Origin of the sequence: Mesobacillus maritimus (assembly GCF_044803185.1) — a bacterium.
Classification (GTDB): Bacteria; Bacillota; Bacilli; order Bacillales; family Cytobacillaceae; genus Mesobacillus_B; species Mesobacillus_B maritimus_B.
The window spans coordinates 3,583,555-3,607,808 of record NZ_CP085225.1; the positions used below are offsets into that span (position 1 = coordinate 3,583,555).

Sequence of the window (24,254 nt, forward strand, 5' to 3'; positions counted from 1 at the left end):
ACTCATGTCCATTTCTCCTCTGAAAACTCGTTTATTTTTAAGCGCCGTTCTTTCCTTCTCTGAGCACTTTGAAAGAGTTTCTTTTCTTCTTCTGTTTCTGGGGCCACACCACAAACAGGAGTAGGTTTCCCGTCCTTATTAACGGCTACCATCGTTAAAATTGCTGTAGTCGTGACGGTGTTTATCCCTGATTCGATATTTTGACAATCGACTCTTACATACACTTCCATTGACGTTCTTCCGGTTGAGATCACGACACCTTCCAAATTTAAGATGTCTCCCACCTTAGCCGATGATAAAAAATTGACCGTGTCGATAGATGCTGTAACAACGGCCTGTTTACTATGTTTCATAGCTGTAATCGCGGCTATTTCATCAATGTAGGATAACACCGTGCCCCCAAAAATAGTTCCCATATGATTCGTATTAGGTGGTAACACGAGCTTTGTTTGTATTGTTCTAGAAATACTTGCAGGCAATTGTTCAGCCATTCCCATTCCTCCTCTAAAAATTCGCTCTTCGAGAGTTATGGAAGTAGATTCGAAAAAGTAGGTTTGCTACTTTCATCTCCAACGGGTAAAGATTACTATCATCCTAACGCTCCTAAAACATAAAAAAACCCATCAAAGTAGATGGGTTTAGAAACGTGGATTAATCTAGAAAAACAGTACACATATGCTCTCACTGTAATCATAAGAATACCCTCGTTCTACCTTCCCAACTCCCGAAGAAGATAATACGTGTAAAAATGGCAGGTCTCCTGACTTATGCTTCCTCCTATTCTAAGCCCTTCCCGTCCGAAGACAGTGGATTTGCTTATTTCGTCAGCATTTACAGTTGCGGGTACAGTTCTGGATTTTCACCAGATTCCCTATTAAGTCTTTTTCAGACACCATTTTTATTGGCAATTATCTATATTTAGTATTTGTCATAACAAACAAAAACTATATATTGTATTTATAACTATATTACACTCTATTTTCTTTTACAAGCCTTAAATTCTATTAAATAGAGCACAAACGAAAAAGAGCCCCTATCAAATTTTTGATGGGGCTGAGTGTTTTACCACAGCTTGCACTGGTGAACTTATCTTCGATGCAATTAATTTCCGCTATAATTACTCGCTTTTTGACGTTATAGGGTGGTGCTACTCAACCGCCAGACCCTCTTTCACATAATCTATTTCAAAGCCTAGATCTTTTAGCATTCGATGATCGGCTGAACTTTCTTGTCCTGCGGTCGTTAGGTAGTCACCAACAAAAATAGAGTTAGCTGCATATAATCCTAGTGGCTGTAAACTTCGAAGATTAACTTCTCTTCCTCCTGAGATACGGATTTCTTTCGTCGGATTAACATAGCGCATTAGGGCAAGCACTTTAAGACAGTATCTCGGATTTAATTCGCTCGTTCCCTCTAGAGGTGTACCATCAATGGCATGTAAGAAGTTAACCGGGATGGAATCAGCGTCTAGCGCTTTCAGACTTCTCGCCATATCCACGACATCCTGCGATGTTTCTTTCATTCCGATAATGACTCCTGAGCATGGTGAGATCCCCTGATTTTTGATTAATTGTACGGTATCGATGCGATCTTGATAGGTATGTGAAGTGGTGATTGCCTCATGATGATTCTCAGATGTGTTTAGGTTATGGTTATAGCGTTCTACACCAGCTTCTTTCAATTTTCCGGCCTGTTCGGGCTGAATCAGGCCCAAGCAGGCACAAATTTTCAAATTATACTTTTCTTTAATTTCCTTTACGGCAGATGCCACTTGATCAATTTCCTTGTCACTAGGTCCACGTCCGCTAGCCACAATGCAATAGGTTCCAGCATTTAAGCGATGCGCTTGTTCAGCCCCTTTTAAAATCGCTTCCTTATCCATCATTTTGTATTTTTGAATAGGTGCGGTTGAGATACTAGATTGTGCGCAGTAACCACAGTTTTCTGGACAAAGACCTGATTTGGCATTCACAATCATATTTAACTTTACCTTATTACCGTAATAATGGTGTCGAATCTGATAAGCTCCATCCAATAATTCTAGCAACTCTTCATCAGGGCAATTTAAAATGGATAGAGCCTCTTCATTTGTAAGTTCCTTCCCGTTCAGGACCTGTAAAGCCATCTGTTTCCAGTTCACTTTCTCTTCTCCTCCTATGCCGTACGTTTTATTCTTCTAAACTGACTTTTACTAAGCACTGAATGCTCTAATCGATGAGCGAACACTCCTGCAGCAATGGAAAGAATGATATCCTTTGGTAAAGGCACCACCATCCATAACCAAGCCATTTGATATGTAAAACCATCTGGTGCTGCTGCCCAAAGCTTATAAGCAAAATACATCCAATTGGTTCCGAAAAGATAGTTAATCACCATCCCAGTAAGCGAAGCCACAATAAACATTTGAAGTGTTTTTTTCTTTTCGAGCATCTTTCCCACCACATAGGCAGCTAAAATAAATGAAACAATGAACCCAAAGTTTGGGCTCAACAAAGACCCAAAGCCTCCACCAAATTTCGCAAAAACAGGCGCACCGACTAACCCTAATGCCGCGTACACCGACATACTAATTGCTCCTAATCGACTTCCTAATACAGCACCTGCTAAAACGGCGAAAAAGGTTTGCAACGTGATTGGAACGCCGCCCACCATCATAAATGGCACAATAGAGGTAATATTTGCTCCAATGGCCATTAGAGCCACAAACATCCCAGCTAGACTGATATCAAAGGCACTTAATTTTGTTCTCATCCAGTAATCCCTCCCTTTAAGCTTTCAGACTTTTAACTCTATTTAAAAGAATAAAGGGTAAGTGTTTTTGTGTCAACCATTTAATAGTTTAGGTTTACTAATTTTATATACCATATAAAGCAACCGCTAAATATCACTTGTGCTCCGTTATATTTTCAAAAAATAAAAACCAGAAGATAGTATCTATCCTCTGGTTTTGAACTGTTATTTAACAATTAACACTGGGCAATTTGCCCGTTTTGCTACTTTATGACTTACGCTTCCTAGTACAAACTCTTGGAGAGCATTTAGGCCTCTACTTCCAATAATTACAACGTCCGCCTTATTATTATTAGCATATTCAACGATGGTTGGTCCTGGTTCACCGTTTAAAATGTGAATCTCATAGGAAACTCCAGCTTCTCTGGCCATCTTTTCAACTTCTACTACACGTTTCTTTCTTTTATCATCGGTATCTCCTGAGTTCCAGTTGCTAAGGGTTTCGGACTTCGCACGGTTTGGATCGACAACATAAATAATCTCCATCTTTGCCCCATCACTGCATTTAGCAATATGAATAGCGTTTTCAGTTGCTCTTTTTGAATGCTCCGATCCATCGGTTGCCAAAAATATTTTTTTGTACATCTCCTAACTCCCTTCCCTACTAGCATTTATTTATCTCTATATGTTTCAAAGCAAAGTTGCTTTCCTCACCAAGTAAACGCTTACAACCATTTTACCTTTTGTATGAAATATTTGTAAATCACTAAAACCGTTGTTCACAGTAAATTTGTTTTTTATCTATTTTACTCCCTTCCCCCTTCATATAAACCTTTATCCAACAATTAGTTCTAAAACAAAAGACAATCCACTAATCAAAAATAGTGGATTGTCTTGGGATAGATGATCTAAAACACAATAAAACTATTTAATAATGAGCACTGCACAATTTACTCGTTTGACTACTTTATGACTGACGCTCCCTAGAACCATTTCTTGTAAAGCGTTTAGCCCTCTGCTGCCAATAACAACTAAATCAAACTTTTCTTTATTGGCATACTCAACGATGGTTGGACCTGGTTCACCGCGCAAGATTTTCACCTCATAAGAAACCTGGTTGGCTTTCATGAGTTCCTCAGCCGGCTTAAGACGACTCCTTCTTTCTTGTTCGAGCTCTTCCTTCCCATGGGAATGGAGAACTTCATTTTTCGCCTTCGAAAAATCAGCAACATAGATCAACTCTACCGTGCTATCCTTATCCAAAGCGGCCATTTTAGCACCTTCAGCTGCAGCTCGCAATGAATGCTTAGATCCATCGATTGCGACTAATATTTTCTTATACACCTCTCACCACTCCATTACTCTTCAGTCAATTAATGTGCAGATAGCTTTGCGTTAGGGTCATTAAAAACAGCCAATTTATCGACAAGCTTCTTACTAGATGCATTTAAGTTTTTAATACTGACCTGATTGTGATTTTCACGGTATTTCATGACCACTTTATCAATCGCACCAACTGCTGAGTCATCCCAGACATGTGCTGTAGCGAAATCAATGACTATTTCTTTGTTTTCAGTTGTAAAATCGAATGCGTCGACAAATCCATCAACAGATGCGAAGAACAATTGACCCTCAACATTGAAGGAAATCTCATTATTCTCTACACGCTTCGTAACCTTCATTGTCGAGATTTTAGCAACAAAGAAAATCGCACTTAAAATAACCCCTGCAATGACACCTTTTGATAAGTCGTGTGTTGCGACAACAATGCCCACGGTTACTAACATAACGACAGCATCCGTTTTCGGTGCTTTTCTTAAATAAGTGAAAGAAGACCAATCAAATGTACCAACGGAAACCATAATCATGATTCCAACCAAAACTGGCATTGGAATCTGGACAACTAAGCTACCCATTACGAGGATAAGGAACATCAAAAATACACCAGCAACAAGAGTGGATAATCTTCCACGTCCACCAGATTTAACATTGATAACAGACTGACCAATCATCGCACAGCCAGCCATTCCACCAAAGAATCCAGTCACGACGTTGGCAATGCCTTGACCTCTTGCTTCTCGGTTCTTATTGCTTCCAGTCCCTGTCATATCATCAACAATTGATGCGGTAAGTAAGCTTTCTAACAGACCTACAATCGCTAATGCAATGGAATACGGAAAAATAATCGCAAGGGTTTCAAATGAAAATGGAACATTGGGAATAAAGAAGGCTGGCAATGATTGTGTAATCGTCCCTAAATCACCTACAGTACGCAATTCGAAATTTGAAAACACTGCAACAGCAGTTAAAGCAACAATCGCAATTAACGGTGCCGGAATTGCCTTGAAAAACCTTGGAAGGAGATACACAATGACAAGAGTGATTGCTACAAATACATAGGTCATATTTGAAATGCCAATAAAGTGTGGCACCTGTGCCATAAAGATTAATATCGCTAGGGCATTCACAAAGCCGATCATCACGGCTCGTGGAATAAACTTCATCACCTTGGCTACTTTAAATACTCCAAATAGGACCTGAATGACCCCCGTTAAAATAGTGGCCGCAAACAAATACTCTACACCATAATCCCTTACCAACGGGACCATTAACAAAGCCATTGCCCCGGTTGCCGCAGAAATCATTCCCGGTCTACCTCCTGCAAAGGCAATAATAACTGCCATTGTAAAAGATGCATACAACCCAACCATCGGGTCTACTCCTGCAATAATTGAAAAGGCGATGGCTTCTGGAATAAGTGCTAAGGCTACCACTATTCCAGCCAGCACATCCCCTTTTACATTTGAAAACCATTCTGCCTTGATCTTATCGACCACACTACATACCTCCAATTTATATTTTAATAGTTTTATATAGCACTATAATCACAATAAAAACTCACTTGAACAGTCTAACACCTTTTGTCCCAAAACGGAACCATTATGGGAATATTTTTTTAGAAATATTGTGTTATAATATTTATAACGTTTAATTATTTAGGAGTTTTTGCCATGTTCATTGGATATATGAGACCGTCGCAAGACGATCCTAACTGTGAAAATCAACGACAGAAATTAACCGAAATTGGCTGCGTGCGCATGATAACAGAGGACCATTCCTCCCCTAAAAAAAGAGTTCAGCTAAAAAACCTAATGAACAACCTTACCGAAGGCGATAAGATTGTCATTTCCAGATTATCGATATTAGCGGATTCGACACGGCATCTAGTGGATTTATTTGAAATAATTGATGGGAAAGGAGCTTTTGTTTTTTCAATCAAAGAAAAGATTGATACAAACAACGACTCCGGATACAGCTTTCAAACAATCCTAAAACATCTGCTTGAATTCCAAAGTGACCTAATCAGTGAAAAAACAAAAAAGGGACTATCTGAAGCAAAACAAAAAGGCATCTCGGCAGGTAGACCGAGAAAAGCGGATAAAAATGTTCAACGTGCGATTGAGATGTACCAAACCAAGAGCTTTACACTAAGCGAAATTAAAGCAGAGACAGGCATTAGTAAATCAACCTTATATCGTTATTTAGAAAATTAATAGTTAGGTGAGTCAAATATTTCAACTCAGCAAGACTGCAAAAATTTTTGCAGTCTTTTATTTTTTTACCATAGGTAAATGTGAAGGAATCAACGAAGATTACTCGAATATTTAATATGTGCACTCCATTCTTAGTACATAAGGAGGAAGGAACTATGTTTGTTCGTAATGTTTACCTAGAAAAACACAAGGTAACCTATTGCCCTAGCACGTCAAATGTGAAAGAGGCACTTGTATTGATAAACAAATCAGGCTATCGATGTATACCTGTTGTTGACCCTGATACAAATGAATATAAGGGACAGGTATACAAGGTTGACTTGCTTGAACATCTATATGAAACCGGAGGAAAACCTGAGGATTCGGTGTTGGCTGTAGTGGATGAAGAGGATTCTTTTATACTTAAGGATAGCTCACTAAGTCTTGCTTTATTAACCATTGACCGTCTTCCATTTTTAGCAGTGACAGGTGAAAACAAAGAATTCCTTGGCATCATTACTCATACTGTATTATTGGACCTTTTCCGAGATGGGTTTGGTATGAAGACGGGAGGATATTGCTTTACTGTCGCAGTCTATGATCACTCTGGGGCTTTTCTGAAATTAGTAAAACTACTAAAATCATTTAATATTGAAGGCGCACATACTTTTGGAAATGGCAACGAACTGATACGTCGCCTCACTTTTACCATTTCTGAAGATAACGAAGAGGTCATCGAGAAACTGAAGGAGAAAATCGTCAAAGCCGGCTTCCGCGTCCTTCATGTTGAAAAAATTGAAAAAGAAAAAGTAAGGTTATAAGTATTGTTTGCAGAAGGCTGTTTTCGTAAAGATTGTTGTTAAAATCCTAAATCCAATTTTAACGCAAGATAAGCTATTTTTTACGTTATAATAAGTTTGTAGCTCTTTTCTCATAATTAAATGCTATTTTTTAGTTAAACAAAGCCTTATCCATTCTATTTTTTATCCAAAAGCAACAAAGTTTGAGAAAAGAGCCTTGCAGAAGGCTGTTTTCGTAAAGATTGTTGTTAAAATTGTAAAAATCTTAAAGTCAATTTTTACTACCTAAATCCGATTTTAACGCAAGATAAGCTATTTTGTACGTTATAATAAGTTTGTAGCTCTTTTCTCATAATTAAATGCTATTTTTTAGTTAAACAAAGCCTTATCCATTCTATTTTTTATCCAAAAGCAACAAAGTTTGAGAAAAGAGCCTTGCAGAAAGACATCTGAAATATGAGGTACAGCAAAAAGAGCTTAGGGATAACCTAAGCTCTTTCATCTACTTTGCAAGATTCTATTAATCTCTTCAAATTCTTTTATATACTAGCTTCCGAATGAACCATTACCGAGTGTTCCGACTAATCTCTTTTTCCTGAATAGGATCAGGGACTTTATTTTCTTCTTTTAATTCTGTATTGGTTTTTAGGTGCTCCATCTGCTTACCCAGTTTCTTTACTTCTTCGATATTTTCTGCCATCCTGCTGTTTTTAGCTGTATCGTTCTTGTCCAAATCCTTTTTCAATTCTATCACCTCTAAAATTCATATACCCTCTGATAGAATCCTTAAAACTCATTCCTTCTCATCTATACAAAAAATTTATCCAGTAAAAGGAAAAAAGACCAAACAGGCAGAATATTATTAATATATAAACTACTTTAACGAGTAAAAGGAGGAAAGGATTTATGTTCGTCCGTAATGTTTATGTGGAAAAGCACAAGGTGACTGTTTGCCCAAGCTCGTCGACGGCCAAAGAAGCTCTTGACTTAGTAAGGAAGACAGGTTACCGGTGTGTACCTGTTGTTGACACCGATACAAATGAATACAAAGGGCAGGTTTACAAGGTTGATTTATTAGAATATCTATTTGAAAAAGGAGGAAAGCCCGCGGATTCTGTCATGAAGGTGATTGATGAAGAAGATTCCTTTGTTCATAAGGATAGTTCTCTGAGTCTTGCTTTGTTAAGAATTGATCGTCTTCCGTTTCTAGCTGTAACCGGTGATAATAGGGAATTCCAAGGAATCATCACTCATTCTGTATTAATGGATCTGTTCCGCGATGGTTTCGGCATGAAAACAGGCGGGTACTGTTTCACTGTTGCTATATGGGACCATACAGGAGCTTTCCTAAAATTGTTAAAACAACTAAAGTCCTTTAATATCGAAGGAGCACATACCTTTGGAAATGGAAATGAACTTTTCCGCCGCCTCACTTTTACCATTTCCGAAGATAACGAAGAAGTAATCCAGAAATTGAAGGACAAAATAACAAAATCAGGTTTTCGTGTCCTCCATGTTGAGAAAATTGAAAAAGCTGGATAACGTCTACCCTCAAGTATTATTTGCATCCCCTTTCTTCTTAGAGGTCATCATATAATTACTTCTCTAGTTTATTCATTTCTTATAGGCTTCCACCAATCTTTTGAGAAAAAAGACCGGTTTCACATTGTGCGCCGGTCTTTCAATGTTCACTTTGTTGTATTAGGATAATTCTGAAGTCATAAAAATAATTTTCATTATACGCAAATCTCGACAGGATTTACTACTGTAAACTGGACTTATTTATATGACCTCATATCCAACAACACACCTATAAAAACCTTTTGATAACAGCTATAATCCTCCCACGACAAACTCCATGGAGTTTGTCCTGCAACGTTTCTGAAGATTTTGATTCAAAATTTTTACGGAAATCTTGCGAAAATTAATATTCTAGACCTAATATATTTCCCTCCAAATGGGGGATTCATTTCCCAGGTAAGCGCATCAAATGACAAACAGATTTGATTTTCGACAATACTATTTTTAATGACTTTTTGATTAAATTTCTAACTTAAAAACATAGCAAAATAAAGAATCATTTTGCCCCTTAGTTCTTCTTTATTCATTTCCGACTCCGTGGCCAACCTCATAATCGTCTCATTCTGAATGAAATCAGCGAGCATAAACCAAAATATCTTTGTTGACTAAGATGAAGAGGATGTACAATTATGAAGAAACTTTGCCTATCACTTCTTTTTGTCTTCTGGTGCTCTCCTTTAATAGCAGGCGCACACATAATAGAAACAGAAGAGGTGTATACATACGAAAAATTCACTGAGGATTTGGTTGAAATTTCTCACCTATACCCGAATCTTATTACCTATAAATCGTTAACCATAACACCAAGTGGCAGAAACCTTTGGGCGGTTAAGCTTGGAACTGGGAGCACATCGATTCTCATAAACGGTGCCCACCATGCTCGAGAATGGATGACCAGTACGCTATTAATGAACATGATTGCAACCTACGCCGAAGCGTACAAAAATAATAAACTTGTGGTAGAATTCGATCCAGCGATCCTAGATGATGTTTCAATTTGGTTTGTTCCTATGGTGAATCCAGATGGTGTCACCCTTCAACAATACGGTCTTGATGCATTTCCTAGTTACCTCCATCCATTTCTGATAAAAATGAATGAGGGATCTTTGAATTTTAAGAGATGGAAAGCGAATTTAAATGGCATTGATTTAAACCGTCAGTATCCAGCTAATTGGGAAAACTTAAAAGGGGTAAATAATAAACCTAGCTATCAGTTTTATAAAGGAAGGGAACCACTTGAAGCTGGGGAAGTCAAGGCACTTGTGGCATTTACCCATGAGATTAAACCTGAGATTGCTGTTTCCTATCACTCAACTGGAAATGTCCTGTTTTGGGGATTCCATCAATGGGGTTTGACTCATACAACAGAATTTACTCAGGATTATTATAATATTGCAGAAAAAGTTTCGAAGCTTACAAGGTATAAGTTGGAGGAACCGGCCTCCCACCAACAAGGCGGTGGTTATTCCGATTGGTTTATTCAAGAATTTGAAAAACCAGCTCTAACGGTTGAAATCGGGTCCTTGATTAAGGATAATAATCTACCCCTTGACGCTTTTCCGGATATATGGGAAAGAAATAAAACCATTGGACTCTTCCTAGCAGAATGCGCAAAGGATCATCAACATTAAACAAAAAATCCCCAAGAGCTATTGAATCTATTTCGCTCTTGGGGGATTATTTTCTCTATAGAATTTTCTTAATTAATGGCTGTTTTCGTAAATTTTGTTGTTAAAATTGTAAAAATCTTAAAACCGATTTTTACTACCTAAAGCCGATTTTAACGCAAGATAAGCTATTTGGTACCTGATAAGAAGTTTGCGCGCTCTTTTCTCATTAATAAAAAGGGGACTTTGAAGTGAAACAAAGCTTAATTTAACCGAATTTGTATCCAAGAGCAACAAAGTTTGAGAAAAGAGCCTAATTAATAGACATCACGTTGATAACGCTTTTGCTTTTGCAGGTCATTCAAATAGGCTTCTGCTTGTTCTGGGGTCATGTTGCCTTCTTTCTCGAAGATTTCAAGTAGCGTATTATGGACATCCTTTGCCATATATTGCTTATCTCCACAAACATAGAAGTATGCCCCGTTTTCAAGCCATTCGAACAATTCCTTGCCATTTTCACTTATTTTGTGCTGAACATATACTTTTTGTTCGGTATCACGAGAGAACGCAGTATCTAATTTTGCAAGTGCGCCATCTTTTTGATATGTCTCAAACTCATCTTGATAAAGGAAATCGGTCGCAGCATGCTGATCGCCAAAGAATAACCAAGCTCGCCCACTTGCTTTTTGCGCAGCACGTTCTTGAATAAACGCACGGAAAGGTGCAATGCCTGTTCCAGGACCAACCATAATGATATCTGTGTCAGCTGACTCTGGAAGATTAAAATGTTTATTCTTTTGAACAAAAACTGGTAGTGTTTCTCCAATTGGAAGACGTTCAGAACATAAAACAGAGCAAACCCCTTTCCTTTCACGTCCATGAGCCGAGTAGCGGACTGCACCGATGGTTAAATGCACTTCATCAGGGTTGGCAGTTAGACTGCTGGCAATGGAATATAGGCGTGGAGGCATTTTTCTTAAAAGCGACACTAATTTTTGCGCTGGAACGTTCCAAGGACCAAAGTCGCGTAGCAAATCAAGAAAATCACGGCCGTCCATATAGTCTTTTAATAATTGTACATTTTCGACAAGAACAAGCTTCTGTATGTCCTCATTGTCGGTCATTTCCGCTGCTTGTTGGACAACTTTTTTATTTAGTAAGGTAATTTCGAAATGGGTAGTAAGCGCATCCTTTAATGGGAGAGATTCCCCTTGTTTGTTGATAGTAACAATACTTTCGCCATCCCAGTTCATTTCATTTAAAATGGTGGCTACTAGTTCTGGATCATTTTCAGGAACAATCCCTAGACAGTCACCCGGCTCGTAAGAAAGTCCGGATCCTGCCAACGATAAGACAATATGTCTAGTTTCTTTATTAGATCCTGCTGTATTTAAATTGAAGTTTTCAATCACTTTTGCTTGATATGGATTTGTTCTCGAATATGTTGTTGGCAACGCTGCGTTTTCTATTGTTTGTTCAGGTTTAGTTTCTACCATGAGTACCATCGTTCTTCCCCCCACAATATTATTCTACTGTGAGAATAGCATAGCATAAAAAATTGCGCTGTGTCCTTTTTCACACTATTGCCATATTTTCGAAAAAACCGTGTTAAAAAGTGACTGTTGATTTCCGCTCCAGGCACTTCGGAAAAGTAAAAAGGAAGCAGAGTTTTTCCCCTGCTTCCGTGTCGTTTCCTATATCAATTCTGGTAGATGTTTTCTTGCTTCATATTCTTCTAAATCGTCTCCATTTCTCAACCGAGAAATAAAGTCTGGATTTGAGACTAATGGACGACCGAATGCTGCAACATCGATGGTACCTTCAACTAAAGCTTTTTCTGCAGTCTGAGGGTCTAATGTCCCAACGCCGACGATGACGTCATCCCAGTATTTCCGAACAAGTTGATGCATTGTTTTTCCATCAGCAATCACGCGATTGAAATCCATTGTCGATGGATGGAGCAAGGTTGCACCCACTTCTTTGAATGCTTCAATAAATGTTCGAATCGCCATTTCTGGATCCTCCCACATATAGGTAGGAGCGTCACTTTTATGAGCCGAAAAACGAATCATTGTTCGATCCGTGCCAACTGTATCAATAACAGCCTTGGCAATTTCTTTCATTAAGGTTAGACGCTGGGCTAAGTCGCCCCCATAACGATCTGTACGGTGATTCGAAAAATCCGAGTTGAATTGGTCGATTAAGTAACCGTGTGCACCGTGAATTTCCACACCATCAAATCCAGCATCGATAGCATTCTTGGCAGCCTTAGCATATTGCCCGACTAATTCTTCGATATGTGCCGAGCTCATTTCTTCAGGGGTATCATATGGCTTTCGGAACCTGGGAACCATTCCTTCAGCTGCTATTGCTGACGGTGCCTGTGGTGGATATCCATTCGTCAGCTCATTATGTGAAAGTCGACCTACATGCCATAACTGTGCGATGATTGTACCACCTTCTGCATGGACCGCTTCTGTTACCTTTTTCCATGCTTCAGTTTGTTCTTCAGTATATATTCCTGGTACCTTAGGGTTCCCTTTTCCTCGAAAGCTGACTAAGACTCCTTCGGTAATAATTAACCCTACCCCATCGGCAGCACGTTTTCTGTAATATTCAACCACATCTTCTCCAACAACACCTGTCTCATCATCTGCAAAGCAGCGTGTCATTGGCGCCATCGCTGTCCGAGTTTTAAGGCTCCAAGCCCCAATTTTCACGGGTTCAAAGAGTTTACTATTTTCTCCATCTTTTAGCTTTTCCCAGTTATATGTCTCAGTTGATGCATAAATTCCCCTTGTTGCTTGACTCATCTGTTTCTCCTCCAATATCTTCTGTAAGAATAGATTTCTGAAAATGTTATGCGAACACTTGCGTAGATTGAATCAATCTTTCTCTTGCTTCAGTATATTCTCGATGAAGTTTATCCACGTATTCAGCTGCGCTCGTAATCTCTTTAACGGCACCAATCCCTTGACCACTGCCCCAGATATCCTTCCAGGCCTTAGCCTTGCCATCGCCACCGAAGTTCATTTTAGAAGGATCACTCTCAGGAAGAGCATTAGGGTCTAATCCTGCTGCACGAATGGACGGCGCAAGGTAGTTTCCATGGACACCTGTAAATAGATTGCTATTAACGATGTCATCTGAGGTACTTTCTACGATTGCTTTTTTATAGTCCTCTGCAGCCCGAGCCTCATGTGTTGCAATGAATGGGGAACCGATATACGCAAAATCTGCGCCCATCGCTTGTGCCGCTAAGACAGCGTTTCCATTTGCAATCGAACCCGACAAAGCAAGCGGACCATCAAACCACTCGCGAATTTCTTGAACCAATGCAAACGGACTTTTATCTCCAGCATGACCACCTGCTCCTGCAGCAACGGCTATCAAACCATCTGCCCCTTTTTCTACCGCTTTATGGGCATATTTGTTATTGATCACGTCATGAAACACAACTCCACCATAGCTGTGGGCTGCCACATTGATTTCTTCTCGTGCTCCAAGAGACGAGATGATAATCGGAACTTTATACTTTACACATAATTCCATATCTTGTTCCAGGCGATCATTCGATTTGTGGACAATCTGGTTAATAGCAAACGGCGCTGCAGGACGTTCAGGATTACGAGCATTATAGTCTGCTAGCTCTTCTGTAATTTCTGCCAACCACTCATCAAGTTGTGAGGCTGGTCTGGCATTCAGCGCAGGCATCGAACCAACGATTCCAGCCTTACATTGTTCTATCACAAGTTTCGGATTACTAATAATGAATAAGGGTGAACCAATAACTGGAATTCTCAAACCTTTGAGTATACCTGGAATTTTTGACATATGTACATATCCTCCATTCACATACTTTTTTTCTTTAAAATTCATTCTATCAATCTACGCAGTTGGACCTTCATAGGATGAAAACCAACTAACCAGTCGGTTACTTAGTTTAAAATTACCGTATTCCTCAGAACGTAGTCAAGGGTAATTCAGAAATTATAGAAAAATAAGATAATAGAGAACAGGTTGGGTCTCCTACTTCCTATGTTTTTTCAAATAGAATCGAAGTGACAATATGCAATGAGTCCCATTCTCCTCCTGAAATGTCCAATATAGGATACTTTTTCGGAAATAGTTTTTCATTTATTTCAATGGTTGAAAGACCTTCTTCATTGAGACTTTTCACTTCCACACATAAATACTCTAAATGCTCTAACTTTTGTTTCATCATCTGTTTGCCAGTCTTTATGTAACCCGAATGCGAACAAAAGATGCTCTCGAAGTCATAAGATAACAAAGTCCGTATCGATTTCATAATGTCTGGAATCGATTCGCTTCTCATAATGACCTTTGTCTTCGGGGAAACAAATAAATCACCACTAAACAACCGACCAGTATCTTCATGCAGCAGTGATACATGGTCTTCAGCATGTCCTGGGGTATAAATTACCTGCCACTCCTGATTTCTAGAATGAATGATCTCTCCAAGTGGTCTTGCTCTAACTTCTTTTCGTACGCCCCAGGTTGCTTGACGGTACTTGGGATACATACATGGTTGAGCACAAATTTCGGTTCCTTTTTCATGAACATAAATAGGTACATTCCGGTTTTCTTGGATCCAGGAAGCTGTCCCTGAATGATCCTCATGACTGTGGGTTAACGCAACTAAATCAAAAGAATGCTCTTTATAAAAAGAAATAAAATCCGATTCTAAGGATTGTGGTCCGGTATCAATCAACATTCCATCTACTAAATAGGCGAAAACCTGCCCGGCAGTTCCACCAGATTTTACTACTTCCCCTTGTAAACAAATAACATCCTCTCTCTCATACACATTGAGCATGCTCCTCCGTTCACTCTCCTTTCACGTAAAATGACTGTTTTTACCAACAACATGATGAACAGGAAAACCAATCAACTTCTATTTTTTCCCCTTATCCCTATATCGAAGAGCATCTCCTTAAAACGCTGAATCTCCCCTTCTTCAAAACGAGCCGTTATTTCATCATTCATTTCATCCATTTCCTTACATAGGGGTGCCTCTACGGAACGTCCTTTTTCAGTCAGGAAAACGAGTTTGTTGCGACGGTCATTAGGATCCACTCTTCTTTCAATAAAGTTATTCTGCTCTAACCGATCAATGATTCCGGTGATTGTTGCACCGTCAAGTAAAAGTCGTTCACCTAACAAATGACCGTATTGGCCATCCCGCTCCCAAAGAAGTCGGAGGAGCGCATATTGAACAGGTGTTACCCCATATGTGGCTAATTTTGCTTTACTAACTTGGTTTACCCTTTGTAATGCCTTTCCTAGCAAAAAATGGATACAAATATCTGCATTTTCCATGGAGTGGCTCCTTCACCCTTATTAGAATTTTCTGATTAATTTTACTATAACATGTATACATATCATTTGTATACAAAAGATTCGTGTACATCATAAACAGCTTAGTTTATAAATCATCATAAATTGAGGGTTTTATAAGAATACTAATCCTATAATATTTTGGAAGGGTGAAATGAATGGCAAAAAAAGAACATATGAAAAATCAAGTCATCTATGTTTCTAATTCAGCCTATGTAGAGCAAGAATCAAGGGGGAATAGAAGGAAAAGTAAGGAATCTTCAAAGGGAAAGGACATATAAATCTGTCTACGTCATTTTTTTCATGAATAGGAAAGATAGTATTTATTGAGGAGGTGGAAACGTGTCGAACCCTTTTGAGGCAGTTTGGAACACATTAAAAACTACAATTGACAATACCAACGAACCGAAATCTCCCTTAAATATCATTGAAGCTGGTGATTGTTGGATGTATTTAACCATGGTTGAAGAATTTATTCGCTATGAAGAAATTGGATTAAATACAACAACGGATGATGAGATAAGAGAAATGCTCACCGATGTCATTCGGATTTGTGAATCACAAGTACGAAGACTAAGCGATTTTATGAAGCAGGAAGGTATTCCTCTTCCTGATGCAACTTCTGCTAAACCAAATTCGGATTCTAACCAAATCCCTTTAGGTGTCAAGTTGACCGATGACGAGATTGCCAATGGTATTGCATTTAAGCTAGTGAATTGCATGCTTACCTGTGCCAAATCACAAGCTGATGCTCTTCGACATGATATTGGAATGTTATGGGTTCAATTTCACTCAGAGTGGGTGTCATTTGGAACAACATTAAAAGTACTCATGAGAAAACGTGGATGGCTAAAAGTCCCACCTTATTACTACCCACCAGGCTCACCACAGCAAACATAGCGTAATAAGGATTTGGGCTTTATTTGGAAATTACAAATCATTCAAATAAAGCCCTGCTCCCCATTACCAATCCTCCTTCTTTCTAGCTTCTATTCTTTTAAAATCCTCTGAATCCATTCAATCGATTGATTTAGTTTTTCATTATAGTCACCTGTGAGAGGAACAAAGGAGATGTTATTATCAGTTAATAACTGTTTCAGTCGGTTATTATTGGTCAATCGGAGACTTTGTTCCCCGTGATTTCTTAAACCATCATCGACCCATTTTACATCTGGTTCTAAATAAAGACACAGATCATAATCCTGCAGGGTTGCCATCTCGTCTAAAACAGCTTGGTGTTGGTGATTGTATAACTCCGAATAAAATTGTGTGACCGTTGCTTCCGTATCAATAAAGACGATTTTATTTGCATTCTCAATTGCTTCATATTCTTTCACTTTGTGGGTGTAAGCGATCAAGGGATAGTCTTCCTCGAGCATAATACCATCACATCCACCGATTTTTTCACAATGCGTCCTTCCATATTCCTCGACAAAACTCGTGTTATAGATTTTTGCCAGATTGCGAGTTAACGTTGACTTCCCACAGCTCTCCGTCCCCACTATCACAACTTTTCTAACGAAATGAGGTTTCACAACATCAGGAAGGAAGTTCCAGTTTTTAAACACTCCCTCCTCTCTAATCTGTGTAGCAGAGATGGGGACAGTATTTCGCTCTTCATCAATGAGAAAATGAAAGGACTCAGGATAGAGCTTCGTAAAAATAGACTCATACTCCTGTTCCGAGCTAAAGACATAATCAATTGGTTTTCCAATCCTTTTTTTAATTGCCATTGATCCCTCTTCCCAGTCGTAATCCGCATTTGAATAGTTGTCTTTTATTTCGATTACTTTTACGTGATCCATATCTTTGACAAGCTGATGCAGCCACCTTAACCGAACCCGACTCTCGACATATTTCATTTTCACTTTTTTACATAACTCTTTGTCACGCTTTTCACTATGCGATAGCACAATATACAATTCATCTACAATCGTCGATGCTTGAACAATGGCATAAACATGGCCTAAATGTAGGGGCAAAAACTTTCCTCCTAAAATCCTACTGTCATTGTTACGCCGCCCTTCCCATTTGTTTTTTATAAACCTTTGTCCAGTTGCTATATCCATAGATACTATTAATAAGAAACGCTGACCACATCACCAGCATGGAAACATCATTTCCTCCTTGAGTGATCAATGCGGTAAGCCATAAAAGAATCGATAAGACATTCACACTAATCCAGAACAACCATTGTTCCTTATATCTTTGAAGCATTAACACTTGAGCAACAATCGATAAAATCGTTGTAGCAGAATCAATCCAAATGCTAGTTCCCCCAAGTCCTTTTAAAATGAATGCGTACAAAACAAACACGAAAGTGAAGGAAGTCACCACATAAAACCAGCCTCGTCCTGTCAAGCCTCTCATTTCTATCTCTGCGCCCTCGGCATCCATTCTTTTCGCTTTGTGTTTACTCCATAGATAAATCCCAACGAATTGAACGGGAAAATAAAACAAAGCATTTAACATCGTTTCACCATATAAACCGTATCCGTAAGAAATATAAGCATAAGTAGCGGTTTGAATTATTCCAAAGTAATAAGTAGAAATTCTGCCCTTTGCAGCTAAAACGACACAAACCATACCAGTAATCGAAGTAATCAGACCCAAAATGGAATCCTGCCAAGCAAAAAACAAATATATATTGATTACGCTAAAAGTAATAATCCAGACTTTTTCAAACGTCGTCCAATCTTTTAACATGGACATTTTATATCCCTCCAATTAAGTTTGCTGAGGTTGTCAAACAACCAATATCTTTTAATTAATAGTTTGCAAATTGTTAACTATATAACTCAAAAAAATTTAATAGATCGAAAGTGATGGTTCATATGGTTTAAAACGAAACATGCGCGTTGAACGCTTCGCTGTTCTCGTCGTCGTTTTCATTTCGCCTTTATGATCTGTGGCTACTTCTAAAAAAGGGTACTTAGGGGCATCACGAACAAAAGCCGACTCATTGGTAATGCCGGGGTCATCACTTACGAGTAGCAATAAGCTTCTCAATTCTGAAAGTGTAAACTCTTTGGGCAAAAATTCTTTGGCGACGGTCGTTTGCAAAATATCTCTCTTTATGATGTCAAACGCGTTTGCAATGATTTTATCGTGATCAAAAGCCAACTCTAAGTTCTCAATCTCCTCTCTTGTAAAAAGTTCTACATTTTGAGCATCATCAGCCGCTTTTCTTTCTATTAAATACTCCTCAGTGGCAATCGCATAAAAGGCATTCGAGATAATCCAGCCCCGTTTATCGCGACCAGGTTGATCGTACACATTAAAGTGTTTCAGATGGATGTTCCGTACACTCGCTTCCTCATGTAGTTCTCGTACCGCTGCTGCATAAGCTGTCTCACTCGGTTGAACGAATCCACCTGGCAAAGCCCACTTCCCACCTTCAAAATTGGGTTGTCCTTCACGGTCGGTGTCGGCACGTTGGATCAGCATAAGCTTTAAACTAGCTTCAGGCGGTTTATGATTTTCATGATAAGTTAACTCAATGGTAAAAACAGCAATATCACTTGTGTAACCATCGGGAGTCGTATATTTCTTTGGATTATAGTGTTTTAGCACTTCTTCTTCTGATTCGTATCTTCCCATATATAACCACCCACTTTTTTTTAATTTGCAATATGTTAATTATAAATCACCATTTATGAATATTCAATAGGCAATTCGATAAAATGCTCTTTCAGTCTATAAGTTTAGGCTCATCTTCTCTGATTAATTAATGCTTCAATCTTAAGCATTTAGTGAGTTTCCTACTTATAAATCAATAACTTTTCCCAAATGATACATAATAACGATGAGAGGAGCGTGTTGAGATGAAGAAAAGCTATTTGGGACTTGGGATTATTGCAGTAATCCTGATTGGATTGTTGCTGATGTTTGTACCGAGCTATAATAATTTTGTCGGTTTAGAAGAAAATGTGGACAAATCGTATGCCCAAATTGAAAACCAGTTGCAGAGACGACTTGACCTCATTCCTAATCTTGTTAACACAGTAAAGGGCTATGCTGAACACGAAGAGGAAGTTCTGACAGCTATCGCTGATGCACGAGCAAGACTAGCGGGAGCGGAATCACCAGAAGAAGAAGCAACGGCTAACTCCGAACTATCAGGGGCTTTAAGTCGTTTGCTTGTCTTAGTTGAAAATTACCCTGATTTGAAAGCAGATCAGCAGTTTACGCAACTAATGGATGAATTAGCTGGAACGGAAAATCGAATTTCTGTTGCTCGAAAAGATTACAATGACCAGGTTTCAGAATATAACCGTAGAGTGAAGAGCTTTCCAGGAGTACTTGTCGCAAATATTACCGGTTTTGATGAAAAGGAATATTTTGAAGCAGATCCTAATGCACAGAATGCACCAGAGGTTGATTTTGGAGGCAATGACTAATGAATAGGGTTCGGATCCTCAGCATGTTTCTGGTGTTTTTCACCCTTTTCCTTTTTGGAGGAAATTCATTTGCTGAAGATCTACAAATTCCTGATCCAGTCGGAGATATTTATATTCAGGATTTTGCTGGTGTCTTAACAGAACAAGAAGAAATCGAATTAAGAAGAATTGGACGAAGCATTGAGGATCAAACAACCGCTCAAATTGCCGTTCTAACCGTTGAGTCCATCGGTGATACAACTGTTGAGGAATACGCAAATGAAGCCTTTCGTCAATATGGGATTGGTAGTGCGCAAGAAGATAACGGGATTTTAATGGTGATTGGTATGAATCCTTCCCCAGGCATGACGCAAAGACCCTTGAGAATTGAAGTCGGCTACGGTCTAGAAGGAGCCTTGCCGGATGGAAAAGTCGGTAGGATTCTTGATGGTTTGACCATTCCCTTATTACTAAGCAACCAACCTAATACTGCGATTATTGAGACTTATAAAGTGCTCGCAAATGAAGTTTTGGTTGAGTATGGAGTTGAAAATGACGGTCAACTTCAGGCTGGCCAGCCGCCGATACAGCAGTCTACTGGTGACGAAGGTTTAGGCATTCCTCTATGGATACTCATTCCACTTATTGTGGTTGTCGTGTTTTTGGATTTTAAATTCTTTGGAGGGTTTCTTACCCATATTCTCCTCACCATCTTGTCCCGTGGGGGTAGAGGGGGTGGCGGTGGTCCTACCGGTGGAGGAGGTGGGTCCTCAGGAGGCGGTGGAGCTAGCCGAGGCTGGTAAATCAAAACCACAGCTCATTTATGCGTGAGCTGTGGTCTGATAATCTGTTGCCACTTTTATAGAGGTTTAGTTTAGATGTTTACTGCAGCCGGTTGGATTAACACGCCGCCCTTTATAACCAAACTAGTCGTTATTTTCCACCTTTTCATTTAATTGCTTTACATAATAATCAATTAAATTAGGGTACTCTTTTACTTCTGCCTTCCCCTTATCACTGATGATATAAGTACCCCGTTTAATTCGTTCAAACCAACCATAATAATTTTTCGTAAGGATGGATGATGTTTTCTTACCAGTTCCCATTTCAACCAATGACTTTGGCGAAAGTGAACCAAATTGTTCAAGGTAACAAGCAATCTGTATACAGTTTTCTTTATAGGCGGTCATAATTTTGGTCCGGCTACTCCCACCAACATTAAAATCAGAACTACGCCCTTCAATTTCTTTCATTAAAGTTATGCGTTTCCGTTTGTTCTGTGCCTTGATTTGACGACGGTTCATAGCAGTTGGATGAAAAAGAATTTCTGCTCTAGCAGTGTTCCCTGAGAATGAAACAACAATTAACCCCAACTCCAACCTTTTAACTAAATGACATTTATCGGCCCATTGCCTCGAATTTAACCGTCCCTTTGGTCTTGGGATCGCTATATAAACCTGATCTGACAGTTTTTGTCGTTTTGCCGCCTGAATGAGCAAATCCACACTTAAAGTTAGCTTTAATTCGATGATGACCAAGTCATCATCTTTCACCGCTGCGATATCGCAGTCTTTTACTTCTCCATAAACCTTAAAGCCTTCACGAACAAAATACTTTTGAATAGGTTTATATAAGTCTACTTCTTGTAGTTTTTTCTTCTCAGTCATAGATTTGCACCACTCTTCGAATCTAGTTGTAAAAAATTAATTACTCAAAAGACAATTATTTATTATAACTATACAACAAATCTCTCTGTTCTTACCTTAACAATATATTATATATGTGTGTGGTTACTTTGATAGCACATCGATATCAACTGATATCTTTGTTCTATCTCCTACTATCTAAACCGAAAATTGTTTACCCTAATCACAGTCCTAGCATGACAATCTAACATAATCCTTACTCCCCTTTTACATGATCCTCTACCAACAAAAGTTCATTTTCGACACTTAAAAATGAAAGCATTCCTTGGTTTTATAGGAATGCTTTAGATACGCCATATTCAATCTCAAGATGTACATCTTGAAATATACCTCATTCTTTCTTATCCTTTATCTGCTCAAGGATTGTCTCGAGTTCTTTCAATGATAAATCCCCTAGAGACTTTTTTATTTCTTCCTCTACTTGTTTTTTGTTACTTTCACGGTATTGCTCCCACCATTCTCTAAGGCCCTCCGTGTTATCAAGAAGGTATTCAATATCGATTTCCTCCACTTCATCATCTGAAAGATAGATTAAAACAGCAGCCAACATCCGATTCAAGTTTTGGATCTCATCCTTGTTGTCATCTTTCGGTTCCTTTCCAGTTGCCTTAGGCTCGTCTGTTTCAAGTTCATTTTCTTCGCTGGTTTGTGCAGGCTTTCGCGGCATCATGACCCTCCTGACTAATTTCCTGATTACACATATAATCAGTATTCCCACAATCATTCCCACTGATTACATCAGGTGTATTCATCAGTAAGGGATAAATGAGCTTATAGGGAAACAAAAAAAATCAGCTCCAAAGATAGGACTGATTTAAATTCTCTTACTATATAGAATATCTCTCACTTAAACTTAATGAACAGCTCCCTCTACAAGCTGATTCATTGCCTTTAGTTTCGCAGAAAGCTCAAGGAACCAGTCCTCGTCTCCAGTGGATAAGGCTAAGTCAATTAAAAAGCGAACTTGTTCTTTATTGGTTACCTGTGAATTTGGTAAGATTTTCACCTGCTTCGTTAAGATCTGAACGGTTTTCCCTATTATTTCTTGATTATCACTAGTCACTACCTTTATGCTGACCACTTCTTCAATTAACGTAAAGGTTTCAACATACCCGATAATCAATTCCCCTTCACGTGTTTCGCCTTTCACCCAATCGCCAATATTTAGGATGGAATGGTTAGTTGTCCCCATGCATTGTCACCTACTTTTATTATTTACTTTCATTCACTAGCATTTTATTGGACGAACTGTAATTATTTTCATTACATTTCAGCTAAAAAGAGACTACCTCGACACTAACCACTACAGTATTATCTTTCATGGTTAATAAGGTCAACAACTTCCTTAATCGTATAATTCTTTAAAAATTCACCTAGATGTTCTTCAGCACCTAAGAAAATAGAAAACAAGACTTTTTGCATGTTTGCCCCAACAATACATTTTTCATTTGATTCAGGACATTTTGGCTGCAAGGCACCTTCAGAGGTAATTTTATAAATATCCCATAGATTCACTTCACTTAATTCAGAGGCGAAAATAAACCCACCACCGGTACCTTCTTTCGTTCTGATAAATCCATGCCTTTTTAATAAACTTAACACTTTACGAATACGCACTGGGTGTACTCCGGCACTCTCTGAGATGACATCACTTGTTGCCATCCGATCAGGTTGGAGAGCAAGAAGCGTTAAACTGTGAATGGCAAGAGTAAAATCACTGTTCATAGCCTGCCTCCTAAAACAATATTGCAAATATAAAAAATGTAACAACGTTGTACTGTGATAATAAACATTACAGATAGGTTAGTCAAGCAAAGTGGTTCGTTCACTAATGAAGAAGGGTACATTCATGTTCATTCATGTTCTATGATTAATTCGCCACATCTTGGATTTCTAACATCCGGAAGGTACGAAGCTTTCTTGGTAGAAAACTACGGATTTCTTCCTCGTTATATCCAACCTGTAGTCTTTTTTCATCCAGAATAATCGGTCTACGTAACATTTTAGGATTTTTTATAATAACAGTATAGAGCTCTTGTAATGGCAGAGCATCAATATTCATATTCAACTCTTGAAACGTTTTCGACTTCGTTGATATAATTTCGTCGGTTCCATCTTCTGTCATCAAAAGGATTGATTTGATTTCTTCTTTTGTGAGGGGCTCCGCTAAAATATCTCTTTCAACGTAATCAATTTTATTTTCCTCAAGCCATGCCTTTGCTTTTCGACAAGACGTACAACTTGATGTTGTAAATAGTGTTACCATTTATTAACCTCTCCCTCAGTCCGCTATTTATAAACGAACTAGTGTGTTGGTATTGAAACATCTAAAATTCAGCCAAAATTACCCACTATTCATGGTCCTTCATCCAACTCTTTAGAATGACTGGTTACTGTAACTTTAAATGCTACAGTTTAATTAGTCAAGAGGGAATTTTGATTATAAACAAGGAATTTTAGCTTTATTTATTATCAATAAAACTCAACAGATTCACTTTATAAAAGCTTAATTAAATATGGTTTTGGACCTGTTTCGGTATCAATCGAATCAGGCCCATTT

General features: G+C 38.6%; 28 protein-coding genes and 1 riboswitch. Of the genes, 8 read left to right on the forward strand and 20 right to left on the reverse strand.

What is annotated here, in order from left to right:
• Positions 1 to 2: 2 nt before the first annotated feature.
• From LG336_RS17250 to LG336_RS17275, 6 genes are all read right to left on the reverse strand, one after another.
• Positions 3 to 491, reverse strand: coding sequence for an acyl-CoA thioesterase (locus LG336_RS17250; protein WP_404328715.1), 489 nt, complete (start codon positions 489 to 491; stop codon positions 3 to 5).
• A 241-nt stretch (positions 492 to 732) separates the two neighbouring features.
• A riboswitch (cobalamin riboswitch) is annotated at positions 733 to 912 on the reverse strand.
• Between the two features lie 235 nt (positions 913 to 1,147).
• Positions 1,148 to 2,125, reverse strand: a complete 978-nt coding sequence (gene bioB / locus LG336_RS17255; protein ID WP_404333204.1) for a biotin synthase BioB — start codon at positions 2,123 to 2,125, stop codon at positions 1,148 to 1,150.
• 29 nt (positions 2,126 to 2,154) lie between these two features.
• On the reverse strand, positions 2,155 to 2,751 hold the full coding sequence (locus LG336_RS17260) for a biotin transporter BioY (protein ID WP_404328716.1): 597 nt from the start codon (positions 2,749 to 2,751) through the stop codon (positions 2,155 to 2,157).
• Positions 2,752 to 2,955: 204 nt separating this feature from the next.
• Positions 2,956 to 3,375 carry a universal stress protein gene (locus tag LG336_RS17265; RefSeq protein ID WP_404328717.1) on the reverse strand — a complete coding sequence of 140 codons (420 nt, stop codon included), beginning with the start codon at positions 3,373 to 3,375 and terminating at the stop codon, positions 2,956 to 2,958.
• A 279-nt stretch (positions 3,376 to 3,654) separates the two neighbouring features.
• Entirely contained in the window at positions 3,655 to 4,074 is a 420-nt protein-coding gene (locus LG336_RS17270; protein WP_404328718.1) for a universal stress protein, read from the reverse strand.
• A 29-nt stretch (positions 4,075 to 4,103) separates the two neighbouring features.
• On the reverse strand, positions 4,104 to 5,567 hold the full coding sequence (locus LG336_RS17275) for a SulP family inorganic anion transporter (RefSeq protein WP_404328719.1): 1,464 nt from the start codon (positions 5,565 to 5,567) through the stop codon (positions 4,104 to 4,106).
• 174 nt (positions 5,568 to 5,741) lie between these two features.
• On the opposite strand from LG336_RS17275, the gene LG336_RS17280 reads away from it, so the two are divergent.
• Together LG336_RS17280 and LG336_RS17285 are read left to right on the forward strand one after the other, a co-directional pair.
• A complete protein-coding gene (locus tag LG336_RS17280) occupies positions 5,742 to 6,284 on the forward strand; it encodes a recombinase family protein (protein WP_404328720.1) in 543 nt (180 codons plus the stop codon).
• Between the two features lie 155 nt (positions 6,285 to 6,439).
• Positions 6,440 to 7,084 carry a CBS domain-containing protein gene (locus tag LG336_RS17285; protein ID WP_404328721.1) on the forward strand — a complete coding sequence of 215 codons (645 nt, stop codon included), beginning with the start codon at positions 6,440 to 6,442 and terminating at the stop codon, positions 7,082 to 7,084.
• Positions 7,085 to 7,628: 544 nt separating this feature from the next.
• Here LG336_RS17285 and LG336_RS17290 read toward each other — a convergent pair.
• Positions 7,629 to 7,808, reverse strand: coding sequence for a hypothetical protein (locus LG336_RS17290; protein ID WP_404328723.1), 180 nt, complete (start codon positions 7,806 to 7,808; stop codon positions 7,629 to 7,631).
• A gap of 161 nt (positions 7,809 to 7,969) precedes the next feature.
• Here LG336_RS17290 and LG336_RS17295 point away from each other — a divergent pair, with 161 nt between their 5' ends.
• Positions 7,970 to 8,605, forward strand: a complete 636-nt coding sequence (locus LG336_RS17295; protein ID WP_404328724.1) for a CBS domain-containing protein — start codon at positions 7,970 to 7,972, stop codon at positions 8,603 to 8,605.
• Positions 8,606 to 9,273: 668 nt separating this feature from the next.
• Entirely contained in the window at positions 9,274 to 10,275 is a 1,002-nt protein-coding gene (locus LG336_RS17300; protein WP_404328725.1) for a M14 family metallocarboxypeptidase, read from the forward strand.
• A 293-nt stretch (positions 10,276 to 10,568) separates the two neighbouring features.
• Here the strand turns inward: LG336_RS17300 and LG336_RS17305 are convergent, their stop codons facing one another.
• The 5 genes from LG336_RS17305 to LG336_RS17325 form a co-directional block, all read right to left on the reverse strand.
• Positions 10,569 to 11,756, reverse strand: a complete 1,188-nt coding sequence (locus LG336_RS17305) for a sulfite reductase subunit alpha (RefSeq protein ID WP_404328726.1) — start codon at positions 11,754 to 11,756, stop codon at positions 10,569 to 10,571.
• A 189-nt stretch (positions 11,757 to 11,945) separates the two neighbouring features.
• Positions 11,946 to 13,064, reverse strand: coding sequence for an alkene reductase (locus tag LG336_RS17310; protein WP_404328727.1), 1,119 nt, complete (start codon positions 13,062 to 13,064; stop codon positions 11,946 to 11,948).
• Between the two features lie 46 nt (positions 13,065 to 13,110).
• Positions 13,111 to 14,085, reverse strand: coding sequence for an NAD(P)H-dependent flavin oxidoreductase (locus LG336_RS17315; protein WP_404328728.1), 975 nt, complete (start codon positions 14,083 to 14,085; stop codon positions 13,111 to 13,113).
• A gap of 202 nt (positions 14,086 to 14,287) precedes the next feature.
• Positions 14,288 to 15,088 (reverse strand): MBL fold metallo-hydrolase, encoded by an 801-nt coding sequence (locus tag LG336_RS17320; RefSeq protein ID WP_404328729.1) that lies wholly within the window; start codon positions 15,086 to 15,088, stop codon positions 14,288 to 14,290.
• Between the two features lie 71 nt (positions 15,089 to 15,159).
• Entirely contained in the window at positions 15,160 to 15,591 is a 432-nt protein-coding gene (locus LG336_RS17325) for a MarR family winged helix-turn-helix transcriptional regulator (protein ID WP_404328730.1), read from the reverse strand.
• Positions 15,592 to 15,767: 176 nt separating this feature from the next.
• On the opposite strand from LG336_RS17325, the gene LG336_RS17330 reads away from it, so the two are divergent.
• Complete coding sequence (locus LG336_RS17330; RefSeq protein ID WP_404328731.1) at positions 15,768 to 15,890, forward strand: hypothetical protein; 123 nt, start codon at positions 15,768 to 15,770, stop codon at positions 15,888 to 15,890.
• Positions 15,891 to 15,951: 61 nt separating this feature from the next.
• On the forward strand, positions 15,952 to 16,509 hold the full coding sequence (locus LG336_RS17335; RefSeq protein ID WP_404328732.1) for a DUF3231 family protein: 558 nt from the start codon (positions 15,952 to 15,954) through the stop codon (positions 16,507 to 16,509).
• Between the two features lie 89 nt (positions 16,510 to 16,598).
• Here LG336_RS17335 and nadR read toward each other — a convergent pair whose 3' ends face one another.
• The 3 genes from nadR to LG336_RS17350 form a co-directional block, all read right to left on the reverse strand.
• Positions 16,599 to 17,591 (reverse strand): multifunctional transcriptional regulator/nicotinamide-nucleotide adenylyltransferase/ribosylnicotinamide kinase NadR, encoded by a 993-nt coding sequence (gene nadR / locus LG336_RS17340; protein ID WP_404328733.1) that lies wholly within the window; start codon positions 17,589 to 17,591, stop codon positions 16,599 to 16,601.
• 31 nt (positions 17,592 to 17,622) lie between these two features.
• Entirely contained in the window at positions 17,623 to 18,321 is a 699-nt protein-coding gene (pnuC, locus tag LG336_RS17345; RefSeq protein ID WP_404328734.1) for a nicotinamide riboside transporter PnuC, read from the reverse strand.
• Between the two features lie 96 nt (positions 18,322 to 18,417).
• Positions 18,418 to 19,209, reverse strand: a complete 792-nt coding sequence (locus LG336_RS17350; RefSeq protein WP_404328735.1) for an NUDIX domain-containing protein — start codon at positions 19,207 to 19,209, stop codon at positions 18,418 to 18,420.
• A gap of 224 nt (positions 19,210 to 19,433) precedes the next feature.
• Here LG336_RS17350 and LG336_RS17355 point away from each other — a divergent pair, with 224 nt between their 5' ends.
• Complete coding sequence (locus LG336_RS17355) at positions 19,434 to 20,009, forward strand: LemA family protein (RefSeq protein ID WP_404328736.1); 576 nt, start codon at positions 19,434 to 19,436, stop codon at positions 20,007 to 20,009.
• Complete coding sequence (locus LG336_RS17360; protein WP_404328737.1) at positions 20,009 to 20,791, forward strand: TPM domain-containing protein; 783 nt, start codon at positions 20,009 to 20,011, stop codon at positions 20,789 to 20,791. The genes LG336_RS17355 and LG336_RS17360 overlap by 1 nt, the downstream gene beginning before the upstream one ends.
• Positions 20,792 to 20,914: 123 nt before the next feature.
• Here the strand turns inward: LG336_RS17360 and LG336_RS17365 are convergent, their stop codons facing one another.
• The 5 genes from LG336_RS17365 to spxA form a co-directional block, all read right to left on the reverse strand.
• A complete protein-coding gene (locus LG336_RS17365; RefSeq protein WP_404328738.1) occupies positions 20,915 to 21,655 on the reverse strand; it encodes a DUF2161 domain-containing phosphodiesterase in 741 nt (246 codons plus the stop codon).
• Positions 21,656 to 22,025: 370 nt separating this feature from the next.
• Positions 22,026 to 22,364 (reverse strand): hypothetical protein, encoded by a 339-nt coding sequence (locus LG336_RS17370; protein ID WP_404328739.1) that lies wholly within the window; start codon positions 22,362 to 22,364, stop codon positions 22,026 to 22,028.
• A 183-nt stretch (positions 22,365 to 22,547) separates the two neighbouring features.
• Positions 22,548 to 22,886: an IDEAL domain-containing protein gene (locus tag LG336_RS17375; protein ID WP_404328740.1), complete on the reverse strand. Its 339-nt coding sequence runs from the start codon at positions 22,884 to 22,886 to the stop codon at positions 22,548 to 22,550.
• A gap of 119 nt (positions 22,887 to 23,005) precedes the next feature.
• The gene (locus LG336_RS17380) at positions 23,006 to 23,419 is read right to left on the reverse strand and encodes an RrF2 family transcriptional regulator (RefSeq protein WP_404328741.1); all 414 of its coding nucleotides are present in this window, start codon (positions 23,417 to 23,419) and stop codon (positions 23,006 to 23,008) included.
• A 145-nt stretch (positions 23,420 to 23,564) separates the two neighbouring features.
• Complete coding sequence (gene spxA, locus LG336_RS17385) at positions 23,565 to 23,960, reverse strand: transcriptional regulator SpxA (RefSeq protein ID WP_404328742.1); 396 nt, start codon at positions 23,958 to 23,960, stop codon at positions 23,565 to 23,567.
• Positions 23,961 to 24,254: the final 294 nt, after the last annotated feature.